General features: G+C 73.7%; 20 protein-coding genes. 10 read left to right on the forward strand and 10 right to left on the reverse strand.

Features of this window, described 5'->3' with window-relative positions; all coding sequences use genetic code 11:
• Positions 1–122: 122 nt before the first annotated feature.
• Positions 123–1,601, reverse strand: coding sequence for a flavin-containing monooxygenase (locus tag IEY37_RS17615; RefSeq protein ID WP_308426401.1), 1,479 nt, complete (start codon positions 1,599–1,601; stop codon positions 123–125).
• Positions 1,602–1,765: 164 nt separating this feature from the next.
• Here IEY37_RS17615 and IEY37_RS17620 point away from each other — a divergent pair, with 164 nt between their 5' ends.
• The gene (locus tag IEY37_RS17620; RefSeq protein ID WP_188943929.1) at positions 1,766–2,263 is read left to right on the forward strand and encodes an ACT domain-containing protein; all 498 of its coding nucleotides are present in this window, start codon (positions 1,766–1,768) and stop codon (positions 2,261–2,263) included.
• Here IEY37_RS17620 and ctaF read toward each other — a convergent pair.
• Both ctaF and ctaC read right to left on the reverse strand, forming a co-directional pair.
• Positions 2,196–2,603 (reverse strand): aa3-type cytochrome oxidase subunit IV, encoded by a 408-nt coding sequence (ctaF, locus tag IEY37_RS17625; RefSeq protein ID WP_188943986.1) that lies wholly within the window; start codon positions 2,601–2,603, stop codon positions 2,196–2,198. The two genes, IEY37_RS17620 and ctaF, sit on opposite strands and share 68 nt — an antisense overlap.
• 56 nt (positions 2,604–2,659) lie before the next feature.
• Positions 2,660–3,637 (reverse strand): aa3-type cytochrome oxidase subunit II, encoded by a 978-nt coding sequence (gene ctaC / locus IEY37_RS17630; RefSeq protein WP_229674591.1) that lies wholly within the window; start codon positions 3,635–3,637, stop codon positions 2,660–2,662.
• Positions 3,638–4,006: 369 nt separating this feature from the next.
• Between ctaC and asnB the strand changes: the two genes are divergently transcribed.
• Positions 4,007–5,923 (forward strand): asparagine synthase (glutamine-hydrolyzing), encoded by a 1,917-nt coding sequence (gene asnB, locus IEY37_RS17635; protein ID WP_188943990.1) that lies wholly within the window; start codon positions 4,007–4,009, stop codon positions 5,921–5,923.
• A gap of 76 nt (positions 5,924–5,999) precedes the next feature.
• Here the strand turns inward: asnB and IEY37_RS17640 are convergent, their stop codons facing one another.
• The gene (locus IEY37_RS17640) at positions 6,000–6,935 is read right to left on the reverse strand and encodes a carbohydrate kinase family protein (protein WP_188943992.1); all 936 of its coding nucleotides are present in this window, start codon (positions 6,933–6,935) and stop codon (positions 6,000–6,002) included.
• 398 nt (positions 6,936–7,333) lie between these two features.
• Complete coding sequence (locus tag IEY37_RS17645; RefSeq protein ID WP_188943931.1) at positions 7,334–7,705, reverse strand: HesB/IscA family protein; 372 nt, start codon at positions 7,703–7,705, stop codon at positions 7,334–7,336.
• Positions 7,706–8,021: 316 nt separating this feature from the next.
• Here IEY37_RS17645 and IEY37_RS17650 point away from each other — a divergent pair, with 316 nt between their 5' ends.
• From IEY37_RS17650 to IEY37_RS22695, 3 genes are read left to right on the forward strand one after another with little or no spacing between them, the layout of a single operon-like run.
• The gene (locus IEY37_RS17650; RefSeq protein ID WP_188943933.1) at positions 8,022–8,654 is read left to right on the forward strand and encodes a DUF3043 domain-containing protein; all 633 of its coding nucleotides are present in this window, start codon (positions 8,022–8,024) and stop codon (positions 8,652–8,654) included.
• A gap of 4 nt (positions 8,655–8,658) precedes the next feature.
• Positions 8,659–9,204, forward strand: a complete 546-nt coding sequence (locus IEY37_RS22310) for a DUF2087 domain-containing protein (RefSeq protein ID WP_229674594.1) — start codon at positions 8,659–8,661, stop codon at positions 9,202–9,204.
• A gap of 40 nt (positions 9,205–9,244) precedes the next feature.
• Complete coding sequence (locus tag IEY37_RS22695) at positions 9,245–9,967, forward strand: TetR/AcrR family transcriptional regulator (RefSeq protein ID WP_188943935.1); 723 nt, start codon at positions 9,245–9,247, stop codon at positions 9,965–9,967.
• On the opposite strand, the gene glnA is transcribed toward IEY37_RS22695, so the two are convergent.
• Entirely contained in the window at positions 9,952–11,292 is a 1,341-nt protein-coding gene (glnA, locus tag IEY37_RS17665; protein WP_188943937.1) for a type I glutamate--ammonia ligase, read from the reverse strand. The two genes, IEY37_RS22695 and glnA, sit on opposite strands and share 16 nt — an antisense overlap.
• A 91-nt stretch (positions 11,293–11,383) precedes the next feature.
• Here glnA and IEY37_RS17670 point away from each other — a divergent pair, with 91 nt between their 5' ends.
• The 4 genes from IEY37_RS17670 to IEY37_RS17685 all read left to right on the forward strand — a co-directional run bounded on the left by IEY37_RS17670 (position 11,384) and on the right by IEY37_RS17685 (position 16,634).
• On the forward strand, positions 11,384–12,517 hold the full coding sequence (locus tag IEY37_RS17670) for an alpha/beta hydrolase (protein WP_188943939.1): 1,134 nt from the start codon (positions 11,384–11,386) through the stop codon (positions 12,515–12,517).
• The gene (locus IEY37_RS17675) at positions 12,514–13,260 is read left to right on the forward strand and encodes an esterase family protein (RefSeq protein WP_188943941.1); all 747 of its coding nucleotides are present in this window, start codon (positions 12,514–12,516) and stop codon (positions 13,258–13,260) included. Before IEY37_RS17670 ends, IEY37_RS17675 begins: the two co-directional genes overlap by 4 nt.
• Positions 13,261–13,417: 157 nt before the next feature.
• Positions 13,418–15,307 carry a pectate lyase-like domain-containing protein gene (locus tag IEY37_RS17680; RefSeq protein WP_188943943.1) on the forward strand — a complete coding sequence of 630 codons (1,890 nt, stop codon included), beginning with the start codon at positions 13,418–13,420 and terminating at the stop codon, positions 15,305–15,307.
• Between the two features lie 73 nt (positions 15,308–15,380).
• On the forward strand, positions 15,381–16,634 hold the full coding sequence (locus IEY37_RS17685; protein ID WP_188943945.1) for an ATP-grasp domain-containing protein: 1,254 nt from the start codon (positions 15,381–15,383) through the stop codon (positions 16,632–16,634).
• Positions 16,635–16,772: 138 nt separating this feature from the next.
• Here the strand turns inward: IEY37_RS17685 and IEY37_RS17690 are convergent, their stop codons facing one another.
• On the reverse strand, positions 16,773–19,532 hold the full coding sequence (locus IEY37_RS17690; protein ID WP_188943947.1) for a Kelch repeat-containing protein: 2,760 nt from the start codon (positions 19,530–19,532) through the stop codon (positions 16,773–16,775).
• A 305-nt stretch (positions 19,533–19,837) separates the two neighbouring features.
• On the opposite strand from IEY37_RS17690, the gene IEY37_RS17695 reads away from it, so the two are divergent.
• Positions 19,838–20,647 carry an Fpg/Nei family DNA glycosylase gene (locus tag IEY37_RS17695; protein ID WP_188943949.1) on the forward strand — a complete coding sequence of 270 codons (810 nt, stop codon included), beginning with the start codon at positions 19,838–19,840 and terminating at the stop codon, positions 20,645–20,647.
• A 36-nt stretch (positions 20,648–20,683) separates the two neighbouring features.
• Here the strand turns inward: IEY37_RS17695 and IEY37_RS17700 are convergent, their stop codons facing one another.
• The 3 genes from IEY37_RS17700 to IEY37_RS17710 form a co-directional block, all read right to left on the reverse strand.
• Positions 20,684–22,453 (reverse strand): alpha/beta hydrolase, encoded by a 1,770-nt coding sequence (locus tag IEY37_RS17700; protein ID WP_188943951.1) that lies wholly within the window; start codon positions 22,451–22,453, stop codon positions 20,684–20,686.
• Positions 22,454–22,769: 316 nt separating this feature from the next.
• Complete coding sequence (locus tag IEY37_RS17705) at positions 22,770–23,744, reverse strand: DMT family transporter (protein ID WP_188943953.1); 975 nt, start codon at positions 23,742–23,744, stop codon at positions 22,770–22,772.
• A 543-nt stretch (positions 23,745–24,287) separates the two neighbouring features.
• On the reverse strand, positions 24,288–24,494 hold the full coding sequence (locus tag IEY37_RS17710; RefSeq protein ID WP_188943955.1) for a hypothetical protein: 207 nt from the start codon (positions 24,492–24,494) through the stop codon (positions 24,288–24,290).
• Between the last annotated feature and the right edge of the window lie 146 nt (positions 24,495–24,640).

Consider the following 24,640-nt stretch of genomic DNA (forward strand, 5'->3'; position numbering starts at 1 on the left):
CAGGGCGCGCCACACCGGCGGCGGTGCCGGTCAGCACCGGCCGACGCCCGCCGACTCGGGACGACGTTGCCGGCGGCCCCGGTCCCCCAGGGTCATCCCGCCGTCGAACCGCTACGGGCGGATCAGGAGCCAGCTGCGGGCCGGCCGAACGCCATGCCCTCGTCGGCGAGCCGTCCCCAGCGCATCAGCACCACGTCCCGCAGGTAGTTCTGGTGCAGCCGCCACGGGGCACGGCGACCCTGACGCGGCAACTGGTCGATGCTGCGTCGCACGTACCCGGCCTGGAAGTCCAGGAACGGCTGGTCGGCCGGCTCGGTGCGCGGTGCGAGCGGAGTGGCGCGGTCGTACCCGTGCCGGCGCAGGTACCGCAGCAGGCGGGTCACGTAGCGGTTCACCAGGTCGGCCTTGAGCGTCCACGACGCGTTGGTGTACCCGATCACCAGGTTGAAGTTGGGGACACCGGACAGCATCATCCCCTTGTAGGCCACGGTCGCCGGCAGGTCGACCGGCCGGCCGTCGACGCGGAGCGTCATCCCACCGGCGGGCAGCACCTGCAACCCGGTGGCGGTCACCACGATGTCGGCCGGCAGGTGGCGCCCCGACGCGAGCCGGATCCCGTCCGCGGTGAACGTCTCGATCCGGTCGGTGACCACCTCGGCGGCGCCGGACGCCACGGCCCGGAACAGGTCGCCGTCCGGCGCGACGCACAGCCGCTGGTCCCACGGCTCGTACGGCGGGCGGAAGTGGGTGTCCACGTCGTATCCGCGCGGCAGTGCCCGCAGGACGCCGCGGCGGACGAACCACTTCATGGCCCGGGGACGGCGCCGGGCGAACTGGTACGACGCGACGCCCAGCAGGATGTTCTTCCAGCGCACGGCGGCCTGCGCCGCCCGGCCCGGCAGGGCGCGACCCAGGAGGCCGGCCACCCGGTCGACCGACGGCAGCGCGACGACGTACGTGGGCGTCCGCTGGAGCATCGTGACGTGGGCGGCACGCTCGGCGAGCGCCGGGACCAGCGTCACCGCCGTGGCGCCGCTGCCGACGATCACCACGCGCCGTCCGGACCAGTCCAGATCCTGCGGCCACTGCTGCGGGTGCACCCACCGGCCGCGGAACCGGTCCTCGCCGGGCAGAACCGGGCGGTGGCCCCCGTCGTAGCGGTAGTAGCCGGTGCAGACCGACAGCCACCGGCAGGTCAGCTCCACACGCTCACCGCTCCCGGCGCGCTCCACGGTCACGGTCCACCGCGCCCGATCGCCGTCCCAGTCCGCGGCGACCGCCCGGTGCCCGAACCGCACGGCCCGGTCCACCCCGTACTCCGCTGCCGTGCGGCGCACGTAGTCCCGGATGGCCGCGCCGTCGGCGATGGCCCGGTCGCCGGACCACGGCCGGAACGAGTAGCCGAGGGTGAACATGTCCGAGTCGGACCGCACGCCGGGGTAACGGAACAGGTCCCAGGTGCCCCCGATCGCCTCGCGAGCCTCCAGCACGGCGAACGACAGCTCGGGGCAGCGCCGCCGCAGCATGCAGGCGGCGCCGACGCCGGACACGCCCGCGCCCACCACCAGCACGTCCAGGTGCTCGGGCACCTCCGCGCTCACCGCTGTCCCCCGCCCGTCGTCGTCATCGCCACCGAACCGGCCGCGACGCCCGGGCCGCTCCCGTCCGGCCGGCTCGACCGGCGGCGACGCCCGGAGACGCCGCCCACTGGATACTGGATGCCGGGCGCCCGACACCGGGCCGTGGACCCACCCGAGGAGGCGCCGTGGCCGGCGCGACCGACCTGGACACCCTGCTGCGGGACATGGAGCCCGTGCTGCGGGACGGCGAGTACGTGTTCGTGGTGCACCTCGACCCTCCGGCCTCCGACGGGCCCGACCCGGCCGGACCCGGAGGGCCGGGATTGCCGGCGGAGGCGCTCGTCCGCGAGGACGAAGGCCTGACCCTGGTGCTGCGGCGCGAGGTGGCCGACGCGCGAGGACTGCCGTACGACTTCGTGGCCGCCTGGATCACCCTGCAGGTCCACTCGTCGCTGGCGGCGGTGGGGCTGACCGCGGCGTTCGCCGGGGCGCTGGCCGACGCCGGGATCAGCTGCAACACCGTGGCCGGGTACCACCACGACCACCTGCTGGTACCGGTCGGGGACCGCGACGCGGCACTGGCCGTGCTGCGCGGGCTGAGCCGGTCCGGCAGGGTCAGTGCGTCGCGGGACGGCGGTGGTACTCGAACAGCAGCCCGACGATCGTCATCAGCAGGAACGTGATGGTGATGATCATCAGCCAGACCAGGAAGAACGCGATCGCCACCGCGGTGGCCGCCGCGGCGAACGCCATGCCGAACGGCCACAGCGACCCGGGCGAGAAGAAGCCCAGCTCACCCGCACCGTCGGCGATGTCCGCGTCGTCGTCGTCCTCCGGCCGGGCGCTCTCCAGCCGGCGCGACGCGAACTGCAGGAACGTGCCGATGATCAGCGACAGGCCGGCGGTGAGGGTCAGCGCGACGACGCCCACCGGCTCCTCGTTGCCGGCGAAGATGCCGTAGATGATGGCCGCCAGCACGAAGAAGCCGGTCAGGCAGAGGAAGACCAGGGCCTCCACGCGCATGCCCCGGGACGGCGAGGTGACGGAGGCACCACCCGCGTCGTGTCGCTCGTCGACGGTCACTTGCCACCTGCCTGCGGTTGACTGGCCTGCTTCGCTGCCCGGTTCGGGTCGATCGGGTAGGTCGTGTAGGACCGCGGCGAGCACAGCTGGCCGCAGCTCGGGATGTCCTTGCCGACCTGCGCCAACGCCGCCCCGAACGTGTACGGCTGCTGCGTCGCCGGGTCGATCTGCTGCCGGTACTTCAGGTACGCCTGGTAGACGTCGTCGGGGACCGAGCGGACCTCGAAGTTCATCGCGGAGTGGTAGGTGCCGCAGAGCTCGGCGCACCGCCCGACGAAGGCGCCCGTCGTCTGGATGGTGTTCTGGAAGACGTTGACCGAGTTGTTCTGCTGCGGGTACGGGAACACGTCGCGCTTGAACAGGAAGTCCGGCACCCAGAACGAGTGGATGACGTCCCGGCTGGACAGTGTGTACTGGATGACCTTGTTGACCGGCAGCACCAGGATCGGCACCTCGGTCGGCTCGCTGACCGTGTGGACCTTGTTGTCGGTCTCCACCTGCTGCGCGGTGGTGTTCTGTGCCGGCATGTCGGTGCCGTCGTAGGAGAAGTCCCAGCCCCACTTGAAGGCGGTGACGTTGACGTTGACGTCCGGGTTCGGGACGGTCTTGAGCACGAAGTTCTCGGTGGTGACCGTGAAGTAGAACAGCACCGCGATCAGCACGAACGGCGCCGCCGTGTAGACCAGCTCGAGCGGCAGGTTCTCCTTGGTCTGCTTCGGGTACAGCGGCGAGTTCTTCCGCTTCCGGTAGGCGATGAAGGACCAGAACATCAGGCCCCACACGATGACGCCGACGACCAGCGCGGCGATGACCGAGCCGGACCAGAAGCCCTGCATCCTCTTGGCCTGGTCGGTGACGCCCTCCGGCCAGCCGAACCGGGGCAGGTCGGTGGCCGAGCAGCCACTGGCGAGCACGCCGGCAGCGACCAGGGTCCCCGCCAGCGACCACCGTCGAACCGTGCGAGACCCCGCCACGCCCGCTCCCTCCAGAAGCACCGAAACACCGCCACGACGCGCCGGCCAGCCACGGGCCCGGTCCGGGGACCGGTGACACCTGGCCGGCCCGGCCGGTGATCAGAGCTGAGGCTACTCGACCCTGCCACCGCGGTACCCGCCGAGGGCCGGCCCCACGCCGGCCCGCTCGTCCGGACCCGTCCCTGTTCCCCGCACTTCTCTACGACTTGTCGAAGACCCATGATGCACCCTGGTCGGTCCGCCGGCGACCGGCCGGCCCCGCGACCCGCCGCCGCGGTCGCCGCGGGGCGGCCGGGCCCGGCGGGATACTGGTCCGCGACCCGGGGCGCAGGCCGCGGACCGGGTGGTGACGACGGACGGGTGGCGCGTGTGTGCGGACTGATGGGGTTCCTCTCCTCGACCGGTGGTGCCGGTGACCGGGTGGAGGCCCTCGCGGCCGGCATGCGCTGCGCCCGGCACCGCGGACCGGACGAGGCGGGCACCTGGCAGGACGCCGAGGTGGCCTTCGGCTTCAACCGGCTGTCGATCATCGACATCGACCACTCGCACCAGCCGCTGCGCTGGGGCCCGGCGGAGTCGCCGGAGCGCTACGCGCTCGTCTTCAACGGCGAGATCTACAACTACCTGGAACTGCGTGCGGAGCTGGCCGCCGACCACGGCGCCGAGTTCCGGACCGAGGGCGACGGCGAGGCGATCGTCGCGGCGTACCACTTCTGGGGTCCGGACGCCGCCTCCCGGCTGCGGGGGATGTTCGCGTTCCTGATCTGGGACACCCAGGAGCGGGTGCTGTTCGTCGCGCGCGACCCGTTCGGGATCAAGCCGCTGTTCACCGCGGAACTGCCGGACGGTGTGGCGTTCGCGTCGGAGGCCAAGGGCCTGCGCGAGCTGACCGGGGCGCCGGCCGCTGTGGACACCGTCGCGCTGCAGCACTACCTGGTGCTGCAGTACGTGCCGGAGCCGGCGACCATGGACGCCGCCATCCGCCGCGTCGAGTCCGGCACGCACGTCACGGTCCGCCCGGGCGAGGCGCCGTTGCACCGGCGCTACTTCCACCCGCGGTTCCTGCCGCGCCCGCTCCGCTCCGCGGCCGACCGCGACCGGCTCACCGCGGAGATCACCGAGGTGCTGGACGACTCGGTGCGCGCGCACATGCGGGCCGACGTCACGGTCGGCTCCTTCCTGTCCGGCGGCGTCGACTCGACCGCGATCGCGGCACTGGCCAAGCGCTACAACCCGGACCTGATGACCTTCACGACGGGTTTCGAGCGTCAGGGCTACAGCGAGGTCGACGTGGCCGTCGAGTCCGCCGAGGCGATCGGGGTGCGGCACGTCGTCCGGACGGTGTCCGAGGAGGAGCTGACGTCCACGCTGCCGTTGATCGTCTGGTACCTGGACGACCCGGTCGCCGACCCGGCGCTGGTGCCGCTCTACTTCGTGGCCAACGAGGCCCGCAAGCACGTCAAGGTGGTGCTGTCCGGCGAGGGCGCCGACGAGCTGTTCGGCGGCTACAACATCTACCGGGAGCCGAGGTCGCTGGCGCCGCTGATCGCGCTCCCCGACCCGCTCCGCCGCGGGCTGGCCACCCTCGGTCGCCGGCTCCCCCGCGGGTTCCGCGGCAAGGACCTGCTGCGCCGCGGCGCGCTGGACCTCGAGGCGCGGTACTACGGCAACGCCCGGATCTTCCGCGAGGACCAGCTCGCCGGCGTGCTGCGGACCTACGACCCGGAGCGGTCCTTCCGCGACGTGACCGACCCGGTCTACGCGCGCTCCCTGGGCTCGGACCCGATCTCGCGGATGCAGCACGTCGACCTGTTCACCTGGCTGCGCGGCGACATCCTGGTCAAGGCCGACAAGATGACCATGGCCAACTCGCTCGAGCTGCGGGTGCCGTTCCTGGATCCCAGGGTGTTCGAGGTGGCCTCGACGGTGCCGCCCGGGGAGAAGGTATCCGGCCAGGCGACCAAGGTCGTGCTGCGCCGGGCGGTCGCCGGCATCGTGCCGCCGCACGTACTGCACCGGCGCAAGCTGGGCTTCCCGGTGCCGATCCGGCACTACCTGGCCGAGGGCTCGTACGAGTGGGCCCGGGACATCATCACCTCGGCGCAGACCGACGAGTACCTGGACCGGGACGCGGTGCTGGCGCTGCTGGACGCCCACCGCGCCGGCGACGGCGACTGGTCGCGCCCGATCTGGACCGTGCTGGTGTTCCAGCTGTGGCACGCCATCTTCGTCACCGGGGCGCTGGCGCCCAAGGTGCCCGAGCCGGTCTATCCGGTCCGCCTCTGACCCGCGCCGGCCCCGGGCGGCGCCGTCGTCCGGGGACGCCCGCGGGGCGTCGCCGTGGTCCGGCAACCCGCAGGGATCACCAGCCCAGTGCCGCGGCGATCTCCTGGGCTGCGTCCGGGCCGTAGCTGCCGGCCAGACGCTGCTGCGCGTCGGCGGTGTCCAGCCGGTACTCCTGCGGACCGTGCGTCTCCAGCACCAGGGTGGCCATCAGCGACCCCAGCTGCGCGGACCGCTCCATGCCGAGCGAGCGGTACCGGCCGGCCAGGAACCCGGCGCGGAAGGCGTCGCCGACGCCGGTGGGGTCGACCTTCTCCTTCTCCGGGACGACCGGCACCTCGAGGCGGCTGCCGTCGGCGGCGACGATCTCGACGCCGCGCGAACCGTGGGTGGTGATCCGGACGCCGACCTGGCGCAGCACCTGCTCGGCGGTCCAGCCGGTCTTGGACTGCATCAGCCCGAGCTCGTAGTCGTTGGAAAACAGCAGCCGCGCCCCGCCGACCAGCCGGGCGATGTCGACGCCGTCCATCCGGGCCAGTTGCTGGGACGGGTCCGCGGCGAAGTCGTAGGCGCGGGTCCGGCACTCGTCGGCGTGCCGGAGCATGCCGTCGGGGTCGCCCGCGCTGATCATCACCAGCGAGGCCCCACCGATCGCGGTCACCGCGGGCAGCAGCTCGATCTCCCGGGCCCGCGCCATGGCGCCGGCGTAGAAGGAGCCGATCTGGTTCATGTCCTCGTCGGTCGTGCAGACGAAGCGGGCGGTCTGCACGTCCGGGAACGTCCGGACGTGCGAGCAGTCGACGCCGTGCCGCTCCAGCCAGCCCGCGTACTCGGCGAAGTCGGCGCCGACCGCGTCCAGCAGCACCGGGCGGACGCCGAGCAGACCGAGACCGAAGCTGATGTTGGCGGCCACCCCGCCGCGCCGCACCACCAGGTCGTCGACCAGGAAGGACAGCGACACCCGGTGCAGCTGGTCGGGCAGCAGCGAGTCGATGAACCGGCCCGGGAAGTGCATCAGGTGGTCGGTGGCGATGGAGCCGGTGACGACGATCGACACGGTGAGTTGCCTGCCTGTTCCGGGCTCAGGGGGACGCTGGGCGTGGACGGGCCCGGCCGGAGGCCAGCGGTGCTGGACCGCGCTGATCGGCACTGGTGGGCACTCGGACGGCCCGACCCTACCGTGTGGCCGTCCGGTGACCGGCGGGTGAACCGGCGACCCGCGGGCCGGCGCGGCGCGCGCCACCACCGGCACGACGACGGCCGAGCGCACGGACCCGAGGACGGCCGGCGGTGTCGGGCTGGGATGCCCCGGGAACGACGACGGCCGCCGGTCCTGGTGGACCGGCGGCCGGTGTCGGGCGGTGCGGGCCGGGGCCCGTCACCTGCGGGCCGGCCGGGCCGGCGCCGCTGCGCTCAGTGGAACGAGTCGCCGCACGCGCAGGAGTTCTGCGCGTTGGGGTTGTCGATGGTGAAGCCCTGCTTCTCGATGGTGTCGACGAAGTCGATCACCGCACCGTCCAGGTACGGCTTGGACATCCGGTCGACGGCCAGCCCGACACCGCCGAACTCGACGAGGGCGTCGCCGTCCAGCGAGCGGTCGTCGAAGAACAGTTCGTAGCGCAGGCCCGAGCAGCCACCGGGCTGCACGGCGATCCGCAGGACCATGCCGGGCGTGCCGTCCCGGTCGAGCAGCGCCTTGGCCTTGGCGGCGGCGGGTTCGGTGAGCAGCACTCCGTGCGCCGCGGCGGGCGCGACGGTCTCCTGCTGGACGTCTGCGGTGGTCATAGGCTCTGCTCCCTCGATCGATGGTCCGGACCGGACCGTCGGTGCTCCCGTGTGGCGGCGTACGGGCGGCCCCCGTCGATGATGCCACGCCGCACCCGGCGGGCCGGGATGTCGGCGCGGCCGCCGACCGGCAGGGACGGCGCCACCACCCAGGCCAACCCGGGCAGCCGGCGCCGCTATTCCCGCCGTCCGCCCGGGTCCCGTCCGCACCTCGGGACGGCACCGTCCGACACCCCCGCCGGGTCCGCTGCCCCGACCGCGACCGGCGCCCGCGCGGGCGGGTCCTGGGACGGTCCCGACTCGTTAGGCTGCGAGGGTGAGCATTCTCCGTCGCAAGAGCGCCCCGGAGGCCCCGCCGGTGGCGCCGGCCGTGGTGGAGGCCCCCACGGTCGGCAAGGGCCGGCCGACGCCCAAGCGCCGGGAGGCCGAGCGCCGGCGCGGACCGGTGGCGCCACCGCCGAAGACGCAGCGCGAGGCGGTCCAGCGGTCGCGCTCCGCCGGCAAGGCACTGACCAAGGACGAGCGCCGGGCGATGGCCACCGAGCGCCGCCAGCGGATGATGCGCGGCGACGACGCCTACCTGCTGCCGCGGGACCGCGGTCCCGTCCGGGCCTACGTCCGCGACCTCGTCGACGCGCGACGGAACATCGCCGGCCTGCTGCTGCCGATCGCGCTGCTGTCCTTCATCGTGCTGCTGATCCCGTCACCGCTGCTGCAGGCCTACGGCCCGCTGGTGCTGCTCATCGCCATCCTCGCCGCGGTGCTGGACACCATGGTGTTCGCGCGGCAGCTGAGCCGGAAGGTGGCTGAGCGCTTCCCCAAGGGCGACGGCTCGGGGCTGTCCACCCGCGGCCGGGCGCTGGGTTTCTACGCCTTCAACCGCGCGTGCCTGCCCCGTCGCTGGCGGGTGCCGCGGCCGCGCGTCGGCCGCAGCGAGGCCGTGTCCTGAGTCGATGACGAGCGCAGCACGGCCGCCCGGCGACGCGGCGGACCCGGCGCCCGCAGGCCCCGGGACGGCGGACCGGGTGACGGCGGGCCCGGCCGGGTCCGCGCCGCCCACGGATCCGGCGACCCGGGACGACGCGGCGCAGGCGGCTGCCGTCGACACCCCCGCCGTGGACGCTCCGGTCGCGGCGGCCGCGACCCCGCAGGACGCGTCCGGGACAGGCACGTCCGTCGCGCCGGACGCGGTCCGGCGGCCCGCCCGGGTGGCGCGGCCCACCGAGCCGGTCGCCGACCAGAGCGTCTGGCTGCGGTTCTTCGACGACGGCGGGCGGCTCACCGTCATGCCCGCCAAGCTGTCCCGGCGGCTCGCGGTGCTCGACGTCATCTCGGCCCGGTTCGTGCCGGGCGTGCGCTACACCGAGCCCGAGGTGAACATCGAGTTGCGGGCGCTGTTCGACGACTACGTCTCGCTCCGCCGCGAGCTGGTCGACCACGGCTTCCTGGACCGCGCCGACGGGTGGTACTGGCGCTCCGGCGGATCGGTCGACGTCTGACATGCCGGTGGACCCGGCGGTCGGCACAGTGGTCGGCACAGTGACCGACACCGCAATCGGCACCGCGCTCGGCACAGGGGTCGGCACGGCGGTCGGATCGGCGACCAGCTCGGTGCCCGGCGCGGCGGCCAGCGCCCGGGCGGCCGGCGACGGGCCGTCCGGCGGCATGACGGCCCGTCGCGACCGCCGCCGCCGGCAGATCGTCGCCGCTGCCGCCGATCTGTTCGCCGACCGCGGGTACGCCGCCGTCGGGATGGACGACATCGGCGCCGCCGCCGGCATCACCGGCCCGGCGATCTACCGGCACTTCGGCAGCAAGTCCGCGGTGCTGGTCGCCGTGTTCGACGGCATCCTCGACGCCGTCACCGCCACCCCGCCTCCCGACCCGGCGGGAGCGGCCGGGTCGGAGCTGGGCCAGCTCGTCGCGAGCTACACGCGGGCGGTCGCCGTCCGGCGCCGGCTGATGGCGGTGTTCGTGCGCGAGGTGCACCACCTGCCGCCCGACGAGCGCGCCGGTCTGGTCGCCCGGCAGCGCACCCTGGTGCGCCGCTGGCGGGCGCTGGTGGCCCGGATCCACCCGGACTGGCCGGCGGAGTCGGTGCGCACCGCCGTCCACGGCGTCTTCGGGATGCTCAACGCGGTCGGCACCTTCGACTCACCCCTGGACGACACGGAGCTGGCCGCGACGCTGGACCTGCTCGCCCGGCGCGCCCTGGACCTTCCGACGCCGGGACCGGACGCGGCGGGTCAGAGCGAGAGGTAGCGGCGCAGCTCGAACGGGGTCACCTGACGCCGGTACGCCTCGAACTCCGCACGCTTGTTGCGGAGGAAGTAGTCGAACACGTGCTCCCCCAACGCCTCCGGCACGAACTCGGACCGCTCCATCAGGGCCAGCGCCGATTCCAGCGACGCCGGGAGCCGGACGTAGCCGAGCGCGCGCCGCTCGGTCTCGGTCATCGACACCACGTCGTCCTCGGCCGGGGCCGGTAGCTCGTACCCCTCGCGGATGCCGCGCAGGCCGGCCGCGATCACCACGGCGAACATCAGGTACGGGTTGCACCCGGAGTCCGGGAGCCGGAACTCCAGCCGCTGGCTCGACGACTTGCCCGGCGAGTACGCCGGGATGCGCACCAGCGCCGAGCGGTTCGCCTGCCCCCAGGACACCGCGGTGGGCGCCTCGTCGCCGATCACCAGCCGCTTGTAGGAGTTGACCCACTGGCAGGACACCGCGGTGATCTCCGGCGCGTGCCGCAGCACGCCGGCCAGGAACGCCTTTCCGGTCGCCGACATCTGGTACGGGTCGTCGGCGTCGTGGAAGGCGTTGGTCTCCCCCTCGAACAGCGAGAAGTGGGTGTGCATCGCCGATCCCGGCTGGTCGGCGAACGGCTTCGGCATGAACGAGGCGCGCACGCCCTGGGTGATCGCGACCTCCTTCACCACGTAGCGGAACGACATGATGTTGTCGGCCATGGTCAGCGCGTCCGCGTAGCGCAGGTCGATCTCCTGCTGACCCGGCGCGCCCTCGTGGTGCGAGAACTCGACCGAGATGCCCATGCTCTCCAGGGTCTCGATCACCCTGCGGCGGAAGTGCGGGGCCGCGTCGTGGCTGGCCTGGTCGAAGAAGCCGCCCTGATCGGCCGGCTCGGGCAGCGACCCGTCGTTGGGCAGGCTGCGCAGCAGGAAGAACTCGATCTCCGGGTGCACGTAGCAGGTGAACCCCATGGACGCCGCCTCGCCCATGACCCGGCGCAGCACGTGCCGCGGGTCCGCCCAGGACGGGCTGCCGTCCGGCATGGTGATGTCGCAGAACATCCGCGCCGAGTAGACCTTGCCGTCGTCGGACTCCCAGGGCAGCACCTGGAACGTCGACGGGTCCGGGCGGGCGATCATGTCCGACTCGTGGACGCGCGCGTACCCCTCCACCGAGGACCCGTCGAACCCGATGCCCTCGCTGAAGGCCCCCTCGAGTTCCGCCGGCGCGACCGCCACGGACTTGAGGTAGCCCAGCACGTCGGTGAACCACAGGCGGACGAAACGGATGTCGCGCTCCTCCAGGGTGCGCAGGACGAACTGCTGTTGGCGGTCCATCCGGCCACCCTATGTACGCCGTATTTCCGCGGTGTGACCGAGCCACGGCAACGTCACCGCTGGTCGGTGGGCCGTGCCGTACGGTGACCCGATGCCGCGGGAACGAGCGACACCGGCCGCCCCGCCCCGCGGCGGCCCCGCCGCAGCCGCTCGGCCCCGCCGGCCGTCCCGCCGGTCCGGGCCGGTGGTGTCGCCGGAGGGCGTGCGCTTCCGGCTCGGCGGACACCGCGACGCCGACGAGGTGGTCCTGGCGCTCGATTTCGCGGTGCCCGGCCCGACCCGCTTCCGCCGGACCCGCACCGGCTGGTCGCTGCGGCTGGACCGGCCGCCGGTGGACCGGCTCGAGTACCAGTTCGTCGTCCGGTCCGGCGGCGGCGAGCAGTGGATCACCGACCCCGGCAACCCGGACCGGGTCGCCAACCCGTTCGGCGACAAGTCCGAGGTCCGCTTCCCCGACTACTACGAGCCCGGCTGGTGCGGCCCGGCGTCCGCGACGGTCCCCGACGGGGCGACCGAGGAGGCGGTGCACACCCCGGCGGGCGCGCTCGAGGAGGCCGTCCCGGTCCGGCTGTGGTCGCCGCCCGGGCTCGACCCCGACACCCGGGCGCCGCTGCTCGTCGCCCACGACGGGTCCGACCTCGCCGAACGCGGCGGCCTGCTGCAGTGGGCTGCCCGGCAGCCCGGCCCGGTCCGGGTGGCGCTGCTGGACCCGCCGCACGGGCGGCGCGACACCTGGTACGCCGCCGGCGCGGACTACGCCGACCACGTCGCCACCGTGGTGCTCCCGGAGCTGCGCCGCCGGGTGCCGGTGTCCGCCGTCGTCGGTCTGGGCACCAGCCTGGGCGCCGTGTCGATGCTGCAGGTGCAGCGGCGGCACGCCGGGGCGCTCACCGCGCTGGCGCTGCAGTCCGGGTCGTTCTTCACCGCGGACACCGATCCGCAGGAGTCCGGCCATCCCGTGTTCGCCGCGCTGACCGGCTTCGTCCGGACGGTCGCCGATCGCGCCGACGGCGGCGGCACCGCGGCTGCCGGCCCGCGGGTGCTGATGACCTGCGGCGTCGTCGAGGAGAACCTGGGCAACAACGTGCGGATGGCGGGCGTCCTCGCCCGGCAGGGGTACCGCGTCGACTTCCGCTACGTCCGCGACGCCCACACCGTCGTCGGCTGGCGGGACACCTGGTCGCCGGGCCTGGATCTCCTGGTGGCGGCGGGGTCGGGACGGTGACCCGCACCGAGTACCACTGGCTGGACGCCCCCCAGCTCGGCAGCACCGGGCCGGTCGTGGTGCACGGCCACTGGGGAAGGCCGGTGCTGTGGTTCCCGACCGAGTGCGGCGAGTCCACGGACTTCGAGCGGCACGGCCTGCTCGATGCCGTCCGCGGCGCCGTCGACGACGGGCTGATCACGGTGGTCTGCGTGCCCTCCTACGACCACGCGTCGTGGTCGAACCGGGCCCTGCCGCAGGGCGAGCGGGCCAGGGCCCATCGCCGGTACGAGGACTGGATCATCTGGCACGTCGTGCCCTTCATCCGGGACCGGTGCGGCGGCCGGGACGACATCGCGGTGGCCGGCCCGTCGATGGGGGCCTTCCACTCGGTGCTGTTCGCGCTGCGGCACGCGCACGTGTTCCGGCAGGCCGTCGCCTTCTCCGGGGCATACGACCCCTGGCGCTGGCACGCGTGGGGCGACGCCGACCTCGACACGTACCTCACCGACCCGTTCGAGTTCCTGCCCGGCACCGACGGTGGCCATCTGGACTTCCTGCGGCGCACGGTCGACCTGACGCTGGTGGTCGGCAGCGGGCGCTGGGAGGACACCACCGGCGCCCACGCCTCCACCCGCGCGCTGGCCGGCGTGCTGGCCGGCAAGGGCATCCCGCACCGGCTGTACGTGTGGGGACCGGAGTGGCCGCACGACTGGCCGAGCTGGCAGGCGCAGGCCGCGCTGTACCTGCCGGCCCTGGGCTGATCCCCCGGCGCTCGCCGGCCGGACCGGACTCCTCCCCTGCCCGGAGGGCTCCGGGGTGTCCACCGGCGTCCACCGGGCGTGTCCGGGTTGCGCGGTTGCGTGTGCGGGGCGAAGGTCGAGCGGTTCGCCCGATCGAACTGCAGAGAGGCCCGCCGCCGTGTCGCTCCGGTCACCCGTCGTCCCGTCCCGCCGCACCGTCGCCCGGGCGGGCGGCGCCCTCGTGGCGCTGGTCGTCGCGGTGGCAACCCTGGTCGCTCCCGGCACGGCCGCGGCGGCCGCGCCCCCACCGACCGCCGCACCGACCGCCACACCGGCCGTCGCACCGGCCGTGCCGACGACCGCCGCGGAACCGGCGCTGGGCCGCGGGGTGTACGTCTTCGACCCGTCGATGCCGCAGGCGGTGATCCAGCAGACCGTCGACGCGGTCGCCGCCGCGCAGACGGACGCGCAGTTCGGCGAGGGCCGGGTCGCGCTGCTGTTCCGTCCGGGGACCTACGGCTCCCCCGACCACCCGCTCAGCTTCTCGGTGGGCTACTACACCGAGGTCGCCGGGCTCGGGTCGGTCCCGTCCGACGTCACGATCAACGGCACGGTCAACGTCTACAACCGGTGCCTCGCTCCGGACAACTGCATCGCGCTGGACAATTTCTGGCGGTCGCTGTCGAACCTGACCATCGCCGTGGCCGGCGGTGAGGGCTGCCGCACGGCGACCGAGTTCTGGGCGGTGTCGCAGGCAGCGCCGATGCGCCGCGTCCAGGTGCGCGGGAACACGTCGCTGATGGACTACTGCACGGCCGGCCCGCAGTACGCCAGTGGCGGCTTCATCGCCGACTCCGCCTTCACCGGTCCGGTGACCAACGGCTCGCAGCAACAGTTCCTGGTCCGCAACAGCGCGCTCACCGGGTGGAGCAACGGCGTCTGGAACCAGGTCTTCGCCGGGACGACCGGTGCCCCGGCGACGTCGTTCGGCCAGCCGGGCGCCCAGCCGTACACCACGCTGGCCGCCACACCGGTGTCGGCGGAACGGCCGTTCCTGGCGACCGACGCCCACCGGCAGTGGGTGGTCCACGTGCCCGCCGTGCGCCGTGATTCCGCCGGACCGGGCTGGACCTCGGCCAGCGGCGCGGATCGGGTGCTGTCGCTGTGCCGGTTCCTGGTCGCCACACCGGCGACGCCGGTGCGGGTGATGAACCACGCGCTGGCCACCGGCCGCAACCTCTTGCTCACCCCCGGCGTGTACCGGCTGACCGCGCCGATCACCGTGACCCGGCGGGACACCGTCGTCCTCGGGCTCGGCTTCCCGACCCTGGTCCCCACTCGCGGGACGGCGGCGGTGTCCGTGCACGCGGCCACCGGGCTCCGGCTGGCCGGGGTCATCGTGGACGCCGGTCCGGTCCGCAGCCGGGTGCTGGTGGACGTCGGTGGCGGCCGCGGCCGGGCCGCGGACCCGGCCGTCCTGAGCGACGTGTTCCTCCGGGTCGGCGGCGCGGCCGCGGGCCGCGTGGACACCGCCCTGCAGGTGTCGGCCTCGCACGTCGTGCTCGACGACATCTGGTCGTGGCGCGCGGACCACGGCACCGGCGTCGGCTGGACCGTCAACACCGCCGCGACCGGCCTGCGGGTCACCGGTGACGACGTCACCGCCTACGGCCTGTTCGTCGAGCACTACCAGCGCACCGAGGTGGTGTGGTCCGGGCAGCGCGGCACCGTCGTGATGTTCCAGAACGAGCTGCCCTACGACCCGCCCAGCCAGGCCGCCTGGCAGCAGGGACCCGGCCGGCTGGGCTACCCGGCGTTCGCGCTGGCGCCCACCGTGCGGACCTTCCAGGGCTGGGGCATGGGGAGCTACTCGAACTTCGACCAGGGTGTGGACATCCACGCCAGCACGGCGTTCGTCGTGCCGCGGACCCCCGGGGTGCAGCTGCGCAGCCTGCTCACCGTGTTCCTCGACGGCAGCGGCGGCATCGACTCGGTCGTGGACGGCATTGGGGCACCGGTGACCTCGGCGCAGCAGGGCGTACCCAGCACGGTGGTCGCCTTCCCGTGAGCCGGGACGCGGGGAGCACGACACGGCCGCGCCTGTCGTTGCCCCGTCCCGTTCCAGTGGTGAGGATGCAGCCATGACGATCGGTCGCCGCGACGACACCACCCGCCTGATCGGCCTGCTGCTGGGCACGGAGAACGACTGGCCCCGGGCCTTCGAGACCCTGGTGCGGCGGCTCGGGGCGGTGACGCACCGCGGCGCCGAGCACGAGCTGCGCACCGAGCGGATCACCATCGAGCCGTTCGACCTGCGGGATCCGGTCCGTTACGACGTGGTGATCGACCGGCTGGCCTGGTGGTACTACCACCCCAGGGAGTGGCTCAAGAAGGCGGCGCTGGTCGACGACACCTACCTGCTGAACAACCCGTTCACCTTCCAGGCCATGGAGAAGCACTCGGCCTACTGCGCGATGATCCGGCTGGGCTTCGACATCCCGGACACCGTGCTGGTGCCGTACAAGAACCCGGTGGACCACGAGAAGTGGGCGTACACGGCCGCCACCTACAACCTGCCGTTCGACCTGGACGAGGTGGCCGGGCGCGTCGGGTACCCGATGTACATGAAGCCGTTCGACGGCGGCGCCTGGCGCGGCGTGTCCCGGGTCGACGACCCGGCCGCCCTGCACGCCGCCTACGACCAGTCCGGCCAGATGCTGATGCACCTGCAGGCCGCGGTGACGCCGTTCGACTCCTTCGCGCGGTCGCTCACCATCGGGCCGGAGACCAAGATCATGAAGTTCCGGCCCGAGCTGCCCATGCACGACCGGTACGAGGTGGCGCACGCGTTCCTGCCGCCGGAGGCGGGCATGGAGATCCTGACCCTGTCCCGGACGATCAACGCCTTCTTCCGGTGGGAGTTCAACTCCTGCGAGGCCTTGGTCAGCGGCACCTCGGTGCGACCCATCGACTACGCCAACGCCTGCCCCGACATCGCCATCACGTCGCTGCACTACTACTTCCCGTGGGCGATCACGCAGCTGGTTTCGTGGTCCATCTTCTGCGCGGTGAGCGGCCGCCGGCCCCGCGTGGACACCAGTTCGCGGGACTGGTTCGACGTCGCCGACGACCCGGAGCTGTCCTGGTCGGACAAGCTCGGCCGGTACGCGCTGCTCGCCGACCGGTACTTCCAGGCCGACGAGTACCGCGAGTTCTGCTCGCACGCCCTGGCGAGCCTGCCGGACCTGGTCCGGGACTGGGTGGCCTCCGCCGACTTCGACGCCCTGCTGGTGGAGACGGTGCGGACGACCTACCCGGCGCACGAGCACGACCGGTTCGTCGCCCACTTCCGGGGGCTGCTCGGGCTCTGGGTCACCGACCAGGCGGCCGCCTGACGGCGGAGGACCGACCGGGCGGCGGACCGGTGGCCGGAACGGCCAGCCGGGCGGGGCCTGGGCGAGGAACCGGCCGGCGAGCCGACGGTTCAGCCGGCGGATCGGCCGCTGCGGCGCCGGCCCGCCTGCCGCGGTCGGCTACCGGACGGTCAGCGTCTCGACCACGCTGGACGACGAGAACCCGGACTGGACGCCGCCGCCGGCGACCGTGATCCGGTTGCCCACGACCACCGGGTAGATGCCGTGCCGGGCGGTCGGCATCGGCGTGCCGGCCCGCCACGCGTTGGTCGCCGGGTTGTAGACGTCCACCCGCTGGTAGACCCCGCGGCTGGTGGCTCCGGCGCCGGTGGCGGTCTCGCCGCCCAGGACGTACAGCTCGCCGCGGACGAAGACCGCGGTGCAAATGCCGCCGCGGGCCTGCGGCAGCGGGGCCAGTCCGGAGCCGGCCGTGGCGCTGGACCGCCAGCTGTTCGTCGCCGGGTCGTAGACCTGCAGGGTGTCGAAGCCGTTGGCCACCGTGTTGCCGTCGCCGCTGCCGGCCCCGCGGCCACCGGCGACCCAGAAGCGGGTGCCGTCCGTGCCGCCGGCGGCGTGGTTGCGTCCCTGCGGCATGGGCGGCAGCGAGGTCCAGGTGCGGGCGACCGGGTCGAACCGGGCGACCCGGTCGGTCGTGGTCGAGCCGACGATCCCGCCGGCCACGTACACCAATCCGCCGATCAGGGCCGACGCGCTCGATCCGGCGGCGAACGGCATGTCCGGGCCCAGCGACCAGCTGTTGGCCACCGGGTCGTAGATCTGCACCTTGCCGGCGCCGGCGCCGAGGCCGCCGAACAGGTAGAGCTTGCCGCCGAGCACCTGGGCGGCGTGGTGGTGGCCGACGTACGGCCGCACGGCGAGGTTGCTGCGCCAGGTCCCGGTACCCAGGTCGAGCGCCTGCGTGGCGTTGGTGCTCTCCCCCACCAGGTACAGCGTCCCGTTGATCACCCCGCCGGCGACCTCACCGGCGGCGACGGGCATGGCCGGGCCGGTCTCCCAGCGGGCCGCGAACCGCCCGGCGTAGGTCGCCGTCGCGAGGCTGCCACCGGTCAGGTAGACCGTGTCGCCGACGAGAGCGGCGACGGGTGTCTTGCGCCCGCCGGGCAGGGACGGCAGCCGGGACCAGGTGTTGCTCGCCGGGTCGTAGGCGGTGACGTCACTGCTGGCGGTGTTGCCGGAGTTGGTGCCACCGAGCGCGAGGATCTGCCCGTCGCGCACGACGGCGACCAGGTGGCTGCGCGCCTTGGGCAGGCTGGCCACCTTGGTCCAGGTGTTGGTCGCCGGGTCGTACCGGTGCACGTCGGACTGCAGACCGGTGTTCTCGTTGCCGTTGTACTGGCCGCCGATGGCGTAGACCTTGCCGTCCACGGCGGCCGCGGTGAGGTGGTTGCGCGGGTTCGGCAGCGGCGCCCGGGCGGTCCAGGTGGTGCCGCCGTCGAGGTCGAGCACCCAGTGGTCGGGCTGGTCCGGGTCGGCGGTGGAACCGGCGACCCGGTTGGTCCCGGCGAAGAAGTACAGCTTCCGCCCGACGATCGCGGCGGCGCCGGCGCCCCGGGGGGCCGGCAGCGACGGTCCACGGCTGTAGGTGCGGGTCACCGTGTCGAACCGCCACACGCTGCGGGTGGCGGGTCCGGGGTGGTCGCCGACGTAGCCGCCGACGATCCAGATGGTGGTGCCGTCGGCCACCGTCGCCGTGTGGGTGACCTCCTCGGGGAGGTCGGGCAGCCGCGACCAGCTGTCCGAGGCCGGGTCGTAGACGTCGCTGCGGGCGGTGGTGATGGTGCCGGTGTAGAAGCCGCCGAAGACGTAGACCTTGCCGTTCACCGCGGCGCCCTGGCCCTCGGACCGGCCGATCGGGGACGGCATCCGGGTGTCCCAGGCGAACAGGGTCGGGTCACCGGTGGAGGTCGGGGTGCCGGCCGGCGTCTGCACCTCGATGGCGGCGACGCTCGGCTGGTCGACCGTCGCGGTGAACGCCATGTCCAGCCGGCCGTCGGTGACCGGCACGGTGAAGGTGCGGGTGGTGGCGGTCATCGCGCCCACGGCCGCGTAGATGTCGAAGTTCGGCAGCTCGACGGCGCCGCCCTCCAGGTTGACGCTGAACACCCGCTTGCCGGCGCCACCGGGGCCGCCGCCGGTGGCGCCGTGGTAGATCTCGGCGAAGTGCAGTCGGACCGTGTAGGAGCCCGCCACCGGGGCCGCGACCGAGTAGGAGAACGAGCCCTTGTCGGTGGTGGCGCTGTGCTCGTCCAGGTAGAGGGCGTCGTCGGTGGTGCCGGCGATCTGGGTGACCTGCGGGTTCCGGTAGCTCTTGCCGCCGGTGAACCCGGACTCGGCGGACCAGGTGACGCCGCCGGTGGTGACGGCGCCGCCGCCGGCGTTGACCCGGAGGACCGGCCCGGGCGTCGGCGCGGGGGCGTCGGGCACGTTGTCGACGGTGAACATGGTCTCGCCGGAGACGGTGTCGCCGTCGGTGTAGGTGACGGCCGTGGACAGGGTGTGCGTGCCCTCGGCGAGGGTGCGGGTGTCCAGCCCGTTGGCCGCGGCGGCGGTGCCGCCGGCCAGGTCGTACGGCGCCTCCCGCTCCGTCTGCCGCGGGGTGCCGGACATCGACGGGTTGTCCAGCCAGAAGCGGACCGACGAGATGTCCGGCGCCGTCGGGAGGAAGGCGTACACCGTCCCGGACACGGTGGCCCCGCCCAGTGACGACGACGGGCTGCGTCCCGCGGACATGCTGACCTGCAGCGCGACGCCGCCGGTGTCATGAGCGGAAGCCGGGGTGGCCACGGACATCGACGCCGCGACGAGGGCGGCGACGGTGGCGGCGCCGGCGAGGCGGCGGCCGGGACGGGCGGGAGGCATCTGCGGCTCCTGTGTCGTGCGACGGGCGTGCCGGACAGGACGGCCTGCAGGCCGGTCCATCGATCCCCCGCGGCAGGTCTACCAACAACCAGCGCGGGACTTCGCCCCCTGTTCAAGGGGCACCGGCGCTGCGACACCGGCTCGGCTGGGGTGGTGCGGGGGCGGTCGCGGGGTCGTGCGGGGTGGTCCCCGGGGTCGTGCTGGGCCGGTCCCGGGGCGGTGCGGGGGTGGTCCCGGGGCCGTGTCGGGCCGGTCCCGAGGGGCGTGCGGGGGTCGCCCCTGTGGACTGCCCGGACAATGGCGGGGTGCCCGAAGGTGACACCGTCTACGTGCTGGCCCAGCGCCTCCGGCCGCCGCTCGTCGGCCGCCGCCTGGTGCGAGCGGAACTGCGGGTCCCGCGGCACGCCACCGAGAACCTGGCCGGCCGGACCGTCGACGCGATCGACACCCACGGCAAGCACCTGCTGACCCGGCTGTCGGGCGGCCTGACGCTGCACACCCACCTGCGGATGAGCGGCTCGTGGACCGTCACCGGGCCGGGACGCCGCCTGCCCGGCCGGCTGATGCCGCAGGTCCGGGTGCTGCTCGGGGTGGACAGCGGCGCCACCGCCTACGGCTTGGACATGCCGGTGGTGGACCTCGTCGCGACCAGCCGGGAGGCCGAGCTGGTCGGCCACCTCGGCCCGGATCCCCTGCGGCCGGACTGGGACGCCGCCGAGGCCGAGCGGCGGTTCCTGGCGGACCCCGGTCGCCCGCTCGCGGCGGCGCTGCTGGACCAGCGGGTGCTCGCCGGCCTGGGCAATCTGTGGACCAACGAGCTGTGCTTCCTGCGCGGCCACAGCCCGTGGACGCCGGTCGGCGAGGTGGACGTCCCGCGTCTCGTCGCCCTCGCCGCTCGGGCGCTCCGCCAGTCGGTGTCCGGTCCCCGGACGATGCAGGTCACCACCGGCAACACGCGGCCGGGCGAGCAGCACTGGGTGTCCGGCCGCGCCGGTCAACCGTGCCGGCGCTGCGGCACGACGATCCGCGTCGTCGAGGAGGTGCCCGACGACCCCGAACGGCGGCGCACCTGGTGGTGCCCGTCGTGCCAGCCGGGACCCGGCCCGGACCGCTGAGCCAGCTCGGCCCGCAGCACCCGGACCCGGTCGGCGTCAGGAGCAGACCTTGCCCTCCGCGGGCTGCGTCAGGTCGATCAGGTAGGCGTTGCCGACCTCGTCGGCGCAGCCGATGCCGGCCGCGAGGTAGGCGGTGTGCCGGGAGCCCTCGACGGTGAGCAGCCCGGCCTTGAGCTGCTCGGCCAGGTCGACGCCGGACTGGTAGGGCGTCGCCGGGTCGCCCTTGGTGGAGATGACCAGCACCTTGGGCAGGTCGGGGATGTCGAGCTTGTGCGGCTGCAACGTCGGCGGCACCGGCCAGAAGGCACACAGGTCCGCGGTGGCGCCCGGCTTGTCGCCGCTGTCCTCGAAGGGTGCGGCCGCGGTGAGCTCGGTGTTCAGCTTGGTGATCTCCGCCGGGTCGGTCATCCGCGGCTCGTCCACGCAGCGCACCGCCTGGAAGGCGTCCTGGCTGTTGGAGTAGTGCCCGCTGGAGTCGCGGTTGTAGTACGAGTCGGCCAGCGCCATCAGGCCGTTCCCGTCGCCCTTGGACAGGTCGAGCAGCGCCTTGGACAGCGTGGGCCGAGCGCTGTCGCTGTACAGCGCGGTGATGGTGCCGAGCACCGCGTCCGCGTAGGAGAGCTTGCGGCCGTCGGACAGCTGCAACGGCTTGCCCAGCAGCGGCCGGGTCAGCGACTGGAACACCGCGGTCGCCTTGGCCGGGTCGGTCCCCAGCACGCACGGCTGGTTCTGCGCGCACCAGGTGGCGTAGGCGTCGAAGGCGTCCTGGAAGCCCTTGGCCTGGCCGAGGGCCTCGGTCGCCGGGTCCTGGTCCGGCGCCACGGCGCCGTCGAGGATCATGGCGCGGACGTTGCCGGCGAACTCCTCGGCGTAGACGTAGCCGATGCGGGTGCCGTAGGAGTACCCGACGTAGGTGAGCTTCCGGTCGCCGACGGCCGCGCGGAGCACGTCCATGTCGCGGGCGACGTCCCGGGTGCCGACGTTGGCCAGGAACGTCCTGCCGTCGATGCCCTGCTGCTTGCCGACCCGGTCCAGGCAGTCCTGGACGAAGGTCTTGGCGATCTGGTTGGTCGCCGCCACCTGCGCTGGGGTGTCCGACCGTGCATCGGTGGCCCGGGTGGCGTCCCGCTCGGCGTCGGTCTGGCAGTCGATCGCGGGCTGGGAGGCGCCGATGCCGCGGGGGTCGAAGCCCACCAGGTCGAACCGCTGGTTCAGGGTGGACGCCACCCCGGCGAGCGCCAGCTGGGCGACGAACGACATGCCCGACTCGCCGGGCCCGCCGGGATTCATCAGCACCGACCCGATCCGCTCGTCCGCGGAGCCGGTGGACCGCTGGCGCAGCACGCCGACGGTGATGGTCTTGCCCGACGGGTCGCTGTAGGACAGCGGCACGGTCAGCCGCGCGCACTGCAGCCGCGGCGACGCGTAGTACTGCTGGTCCGAGTCCGTGGTGGCGTACTGGGCGCAGCCGCCCCAGGCCAGCTGCTGGTCGTAGTACTTCCCCAGGCCCGACGGCACGGGACCGGCCGGCTCGGTGGACGTCCCCGACGATCCGCTGCCGGTCGAGGTGCCCGGTCCGTCGGTGCCCGGTGTGCTCGACCCGCCCGCGCCGTTGCTCGGGACGGTGATCTGCCCCGACGGGTCCGACGCGCTCGCGCTGCCGGAGCCGGAACCGTCGGTGGAGGCCCGCGACGACACGGCGACGGCGGTGCCGGCGACCGTGGAACCGCACGCCGACAGCAGGGCCACCGCGACGGCCAGGGCGGTCAGCCGGATCGGACGCGCGCGGCGGGAGCGAAGGGACATCTGTCGATCATCGCATCGGCTCGACGACCCCCGGGCCGGCTTGCCGGGGAGAGAGCTGTGCAGGGGCTGGGACCGTCGTGGGGGTGCGGCGGTCGACGCTGCGGCCGGGTCGGTGCTCGGCGGTCGGGTCGGTGCTCAGCGGCCAGGTCGGTGCTGCACGGCCGGGTCGGTGCTGCACGGCCGGGCCGGTGCGGGGGCCGGGTCGGTGCTGCTCGGCGGGATCGGCGGCAGGCGTGCCCTTGCAGTCGTGCGTAGGTCGGACCGCGCGGTCGTCCGGGACGGCCGGCCGCGTCCCGGTTCCGGCGCCGGCCTGTCGTCAGCTCGGGACGTGCTCGCGGGTGGTGATCTCCGGGTGCCGGGCGACGACGGCCTGGGTGCGGGCGGTCGCCTCGTGCCACGACAGCCCGGTGACGGCCGCGGCCACCACGACCACCCCTGCCCACTGGCTGCCCGTCAGGTGGGTGCCGAGCAGGATGCCGACCACCGCGCCGACCAGCGGGTACGCCAGCTCGGCCAGCGTGGCACGGGCCGCGGCGGTCCGGCGCAGGCCGAGGTAGTAGACGACCAGCGCGAGCAGGCTCGGCACCAGCGCGAGCCCGATGACCGCGCCGGAGCTGGACAGGTTCGGCACCCACAGCGGGTCGCCGGACAGCACCGCGATGACGCCCGCGGTGGGCATGCCGATGGCGAAGCGCAGCGTGGTCAGCTGCACCGGGTCGATCTGCGGCGCCACCATCCGGCCCAGGACGGTGCCGGCCGCCCACAGCGCAGCGGCGGCCAGGGCCAGCAGCGCGACGCTCAGGCCCGACACGGTCACGTGCCACGGCTGCGGGAAGGCCAGCAACCAGACGCCGACCAGGGCCGGGACGGCGAAGAACAGGAACCGGGCCCGGATCCGCTCGCGCAGCAGCAGCATCGCCCCGGTGATCGCGAACAGCGGCTGCAGGTGCTGCACGACGACCGGCGTCACGAAGTCGTAGCTCTTGGCGGAGATGTTGAAGGCGTAGGTGAAGAGCGTCGTGGCGACCGCGGAGGCGCCGACCCCGATGCCCACGACGGCGACCTTGGCGCTCCGGCTGCACCGGCGCAGTGTCCGCAGCGCGCGGGGCAGGAACGGCAGCGTGACGATCACCAGCACCAGGTGCTCGGCGAAGACGAGCGTCGGGGCGGCGACGGTCCCGACGAGCAGCTTGCGGAACAGCGCGTCGGTCGCCCACAGCCCGGCACCCAGCGCGACCACCCAGGTCAGGTCGCGGGCCCGGGACAGGGGTCGCGGTACGGGAAGGGTCATCGGTGGCTCCGAACGATCGGCGGTGGACGGCGGCATCCGTGGGCGACAGCGACCGGCGGACACCGGCGGAGGCGGGACGACGTCCCGGCCGGCCGGGACATCAGATCACCTCGGCCTGCAGCGTCCCGCACCGTGCTGCCATTCCCGATCGCGGGGTGCGCGTCCACGCGGGACGGCGGGAAGGCGCCCGTCGCGACCGCCCACCGGCACCCGCATCGGCATCGGCATCGACATCGACATCGACATCGACATCGACATCGACCGCATTCCCGCCGCCGTGCCGGCCGGTGGCGCTGCGGGCCTGTGTCCGTCCGCTGCGCCGCCGCCGGGGGCGGCCGTCCGACCCGTCGCCTCCGGCGGCCGGGCGGCGCCGACGCCGGGCGTGCTGATCTGGGCTGTCACCCGGCTACCGACCTCTGTTCGCGGGCCGCGCCGCACCGGCGGAACCTGCTGGTGGAGCTCACCCCTCGCACGCGATGGCCTGCCACCTCTGTGGCGACGGCGACCCGCCGCGCGACCGTGGAATTGCCGGGACGGTGGGGCTCAGCCGTCGTCGCCGTCGCGCCACTCCCGGTCCTCGGCGGACTTGCGATCCTCGCGCTCACGGACGCTCTCCAGCGCACGAGCCGCCGACTCGGGATCGGGGTAGGGGCCGAGCAGCTCGCTGGCCTTGCTCTGGCCCTCCTCCTCCACCTGGTGGGTGCGGATGTTGAAGTAGTAGCGGGTGTTCCGACCGACGTCCTCGCGCATGCGCAACAGGGTGCCACCGAGCGTCCGGCACCGCGCGACCATCCCACCCACCGGAGCGTCGCGACGCCAGACCGCACGGCATCCGGCCGACCGGCGGGACGGCGCGCCTCCGGGCGCTGCCCGTGCCGGCCGGCCCACGCCTTGGC

The sequence above is a fragment of the Nakamurella endophytica genome (assembly GCF_014646215.1).
Lineage (GTDB): Bacteria > Actinomycetota > Actinomycetes > Mycobacteriales > Nakamurellaceae > Nakamurella > Nakamurella endophytica.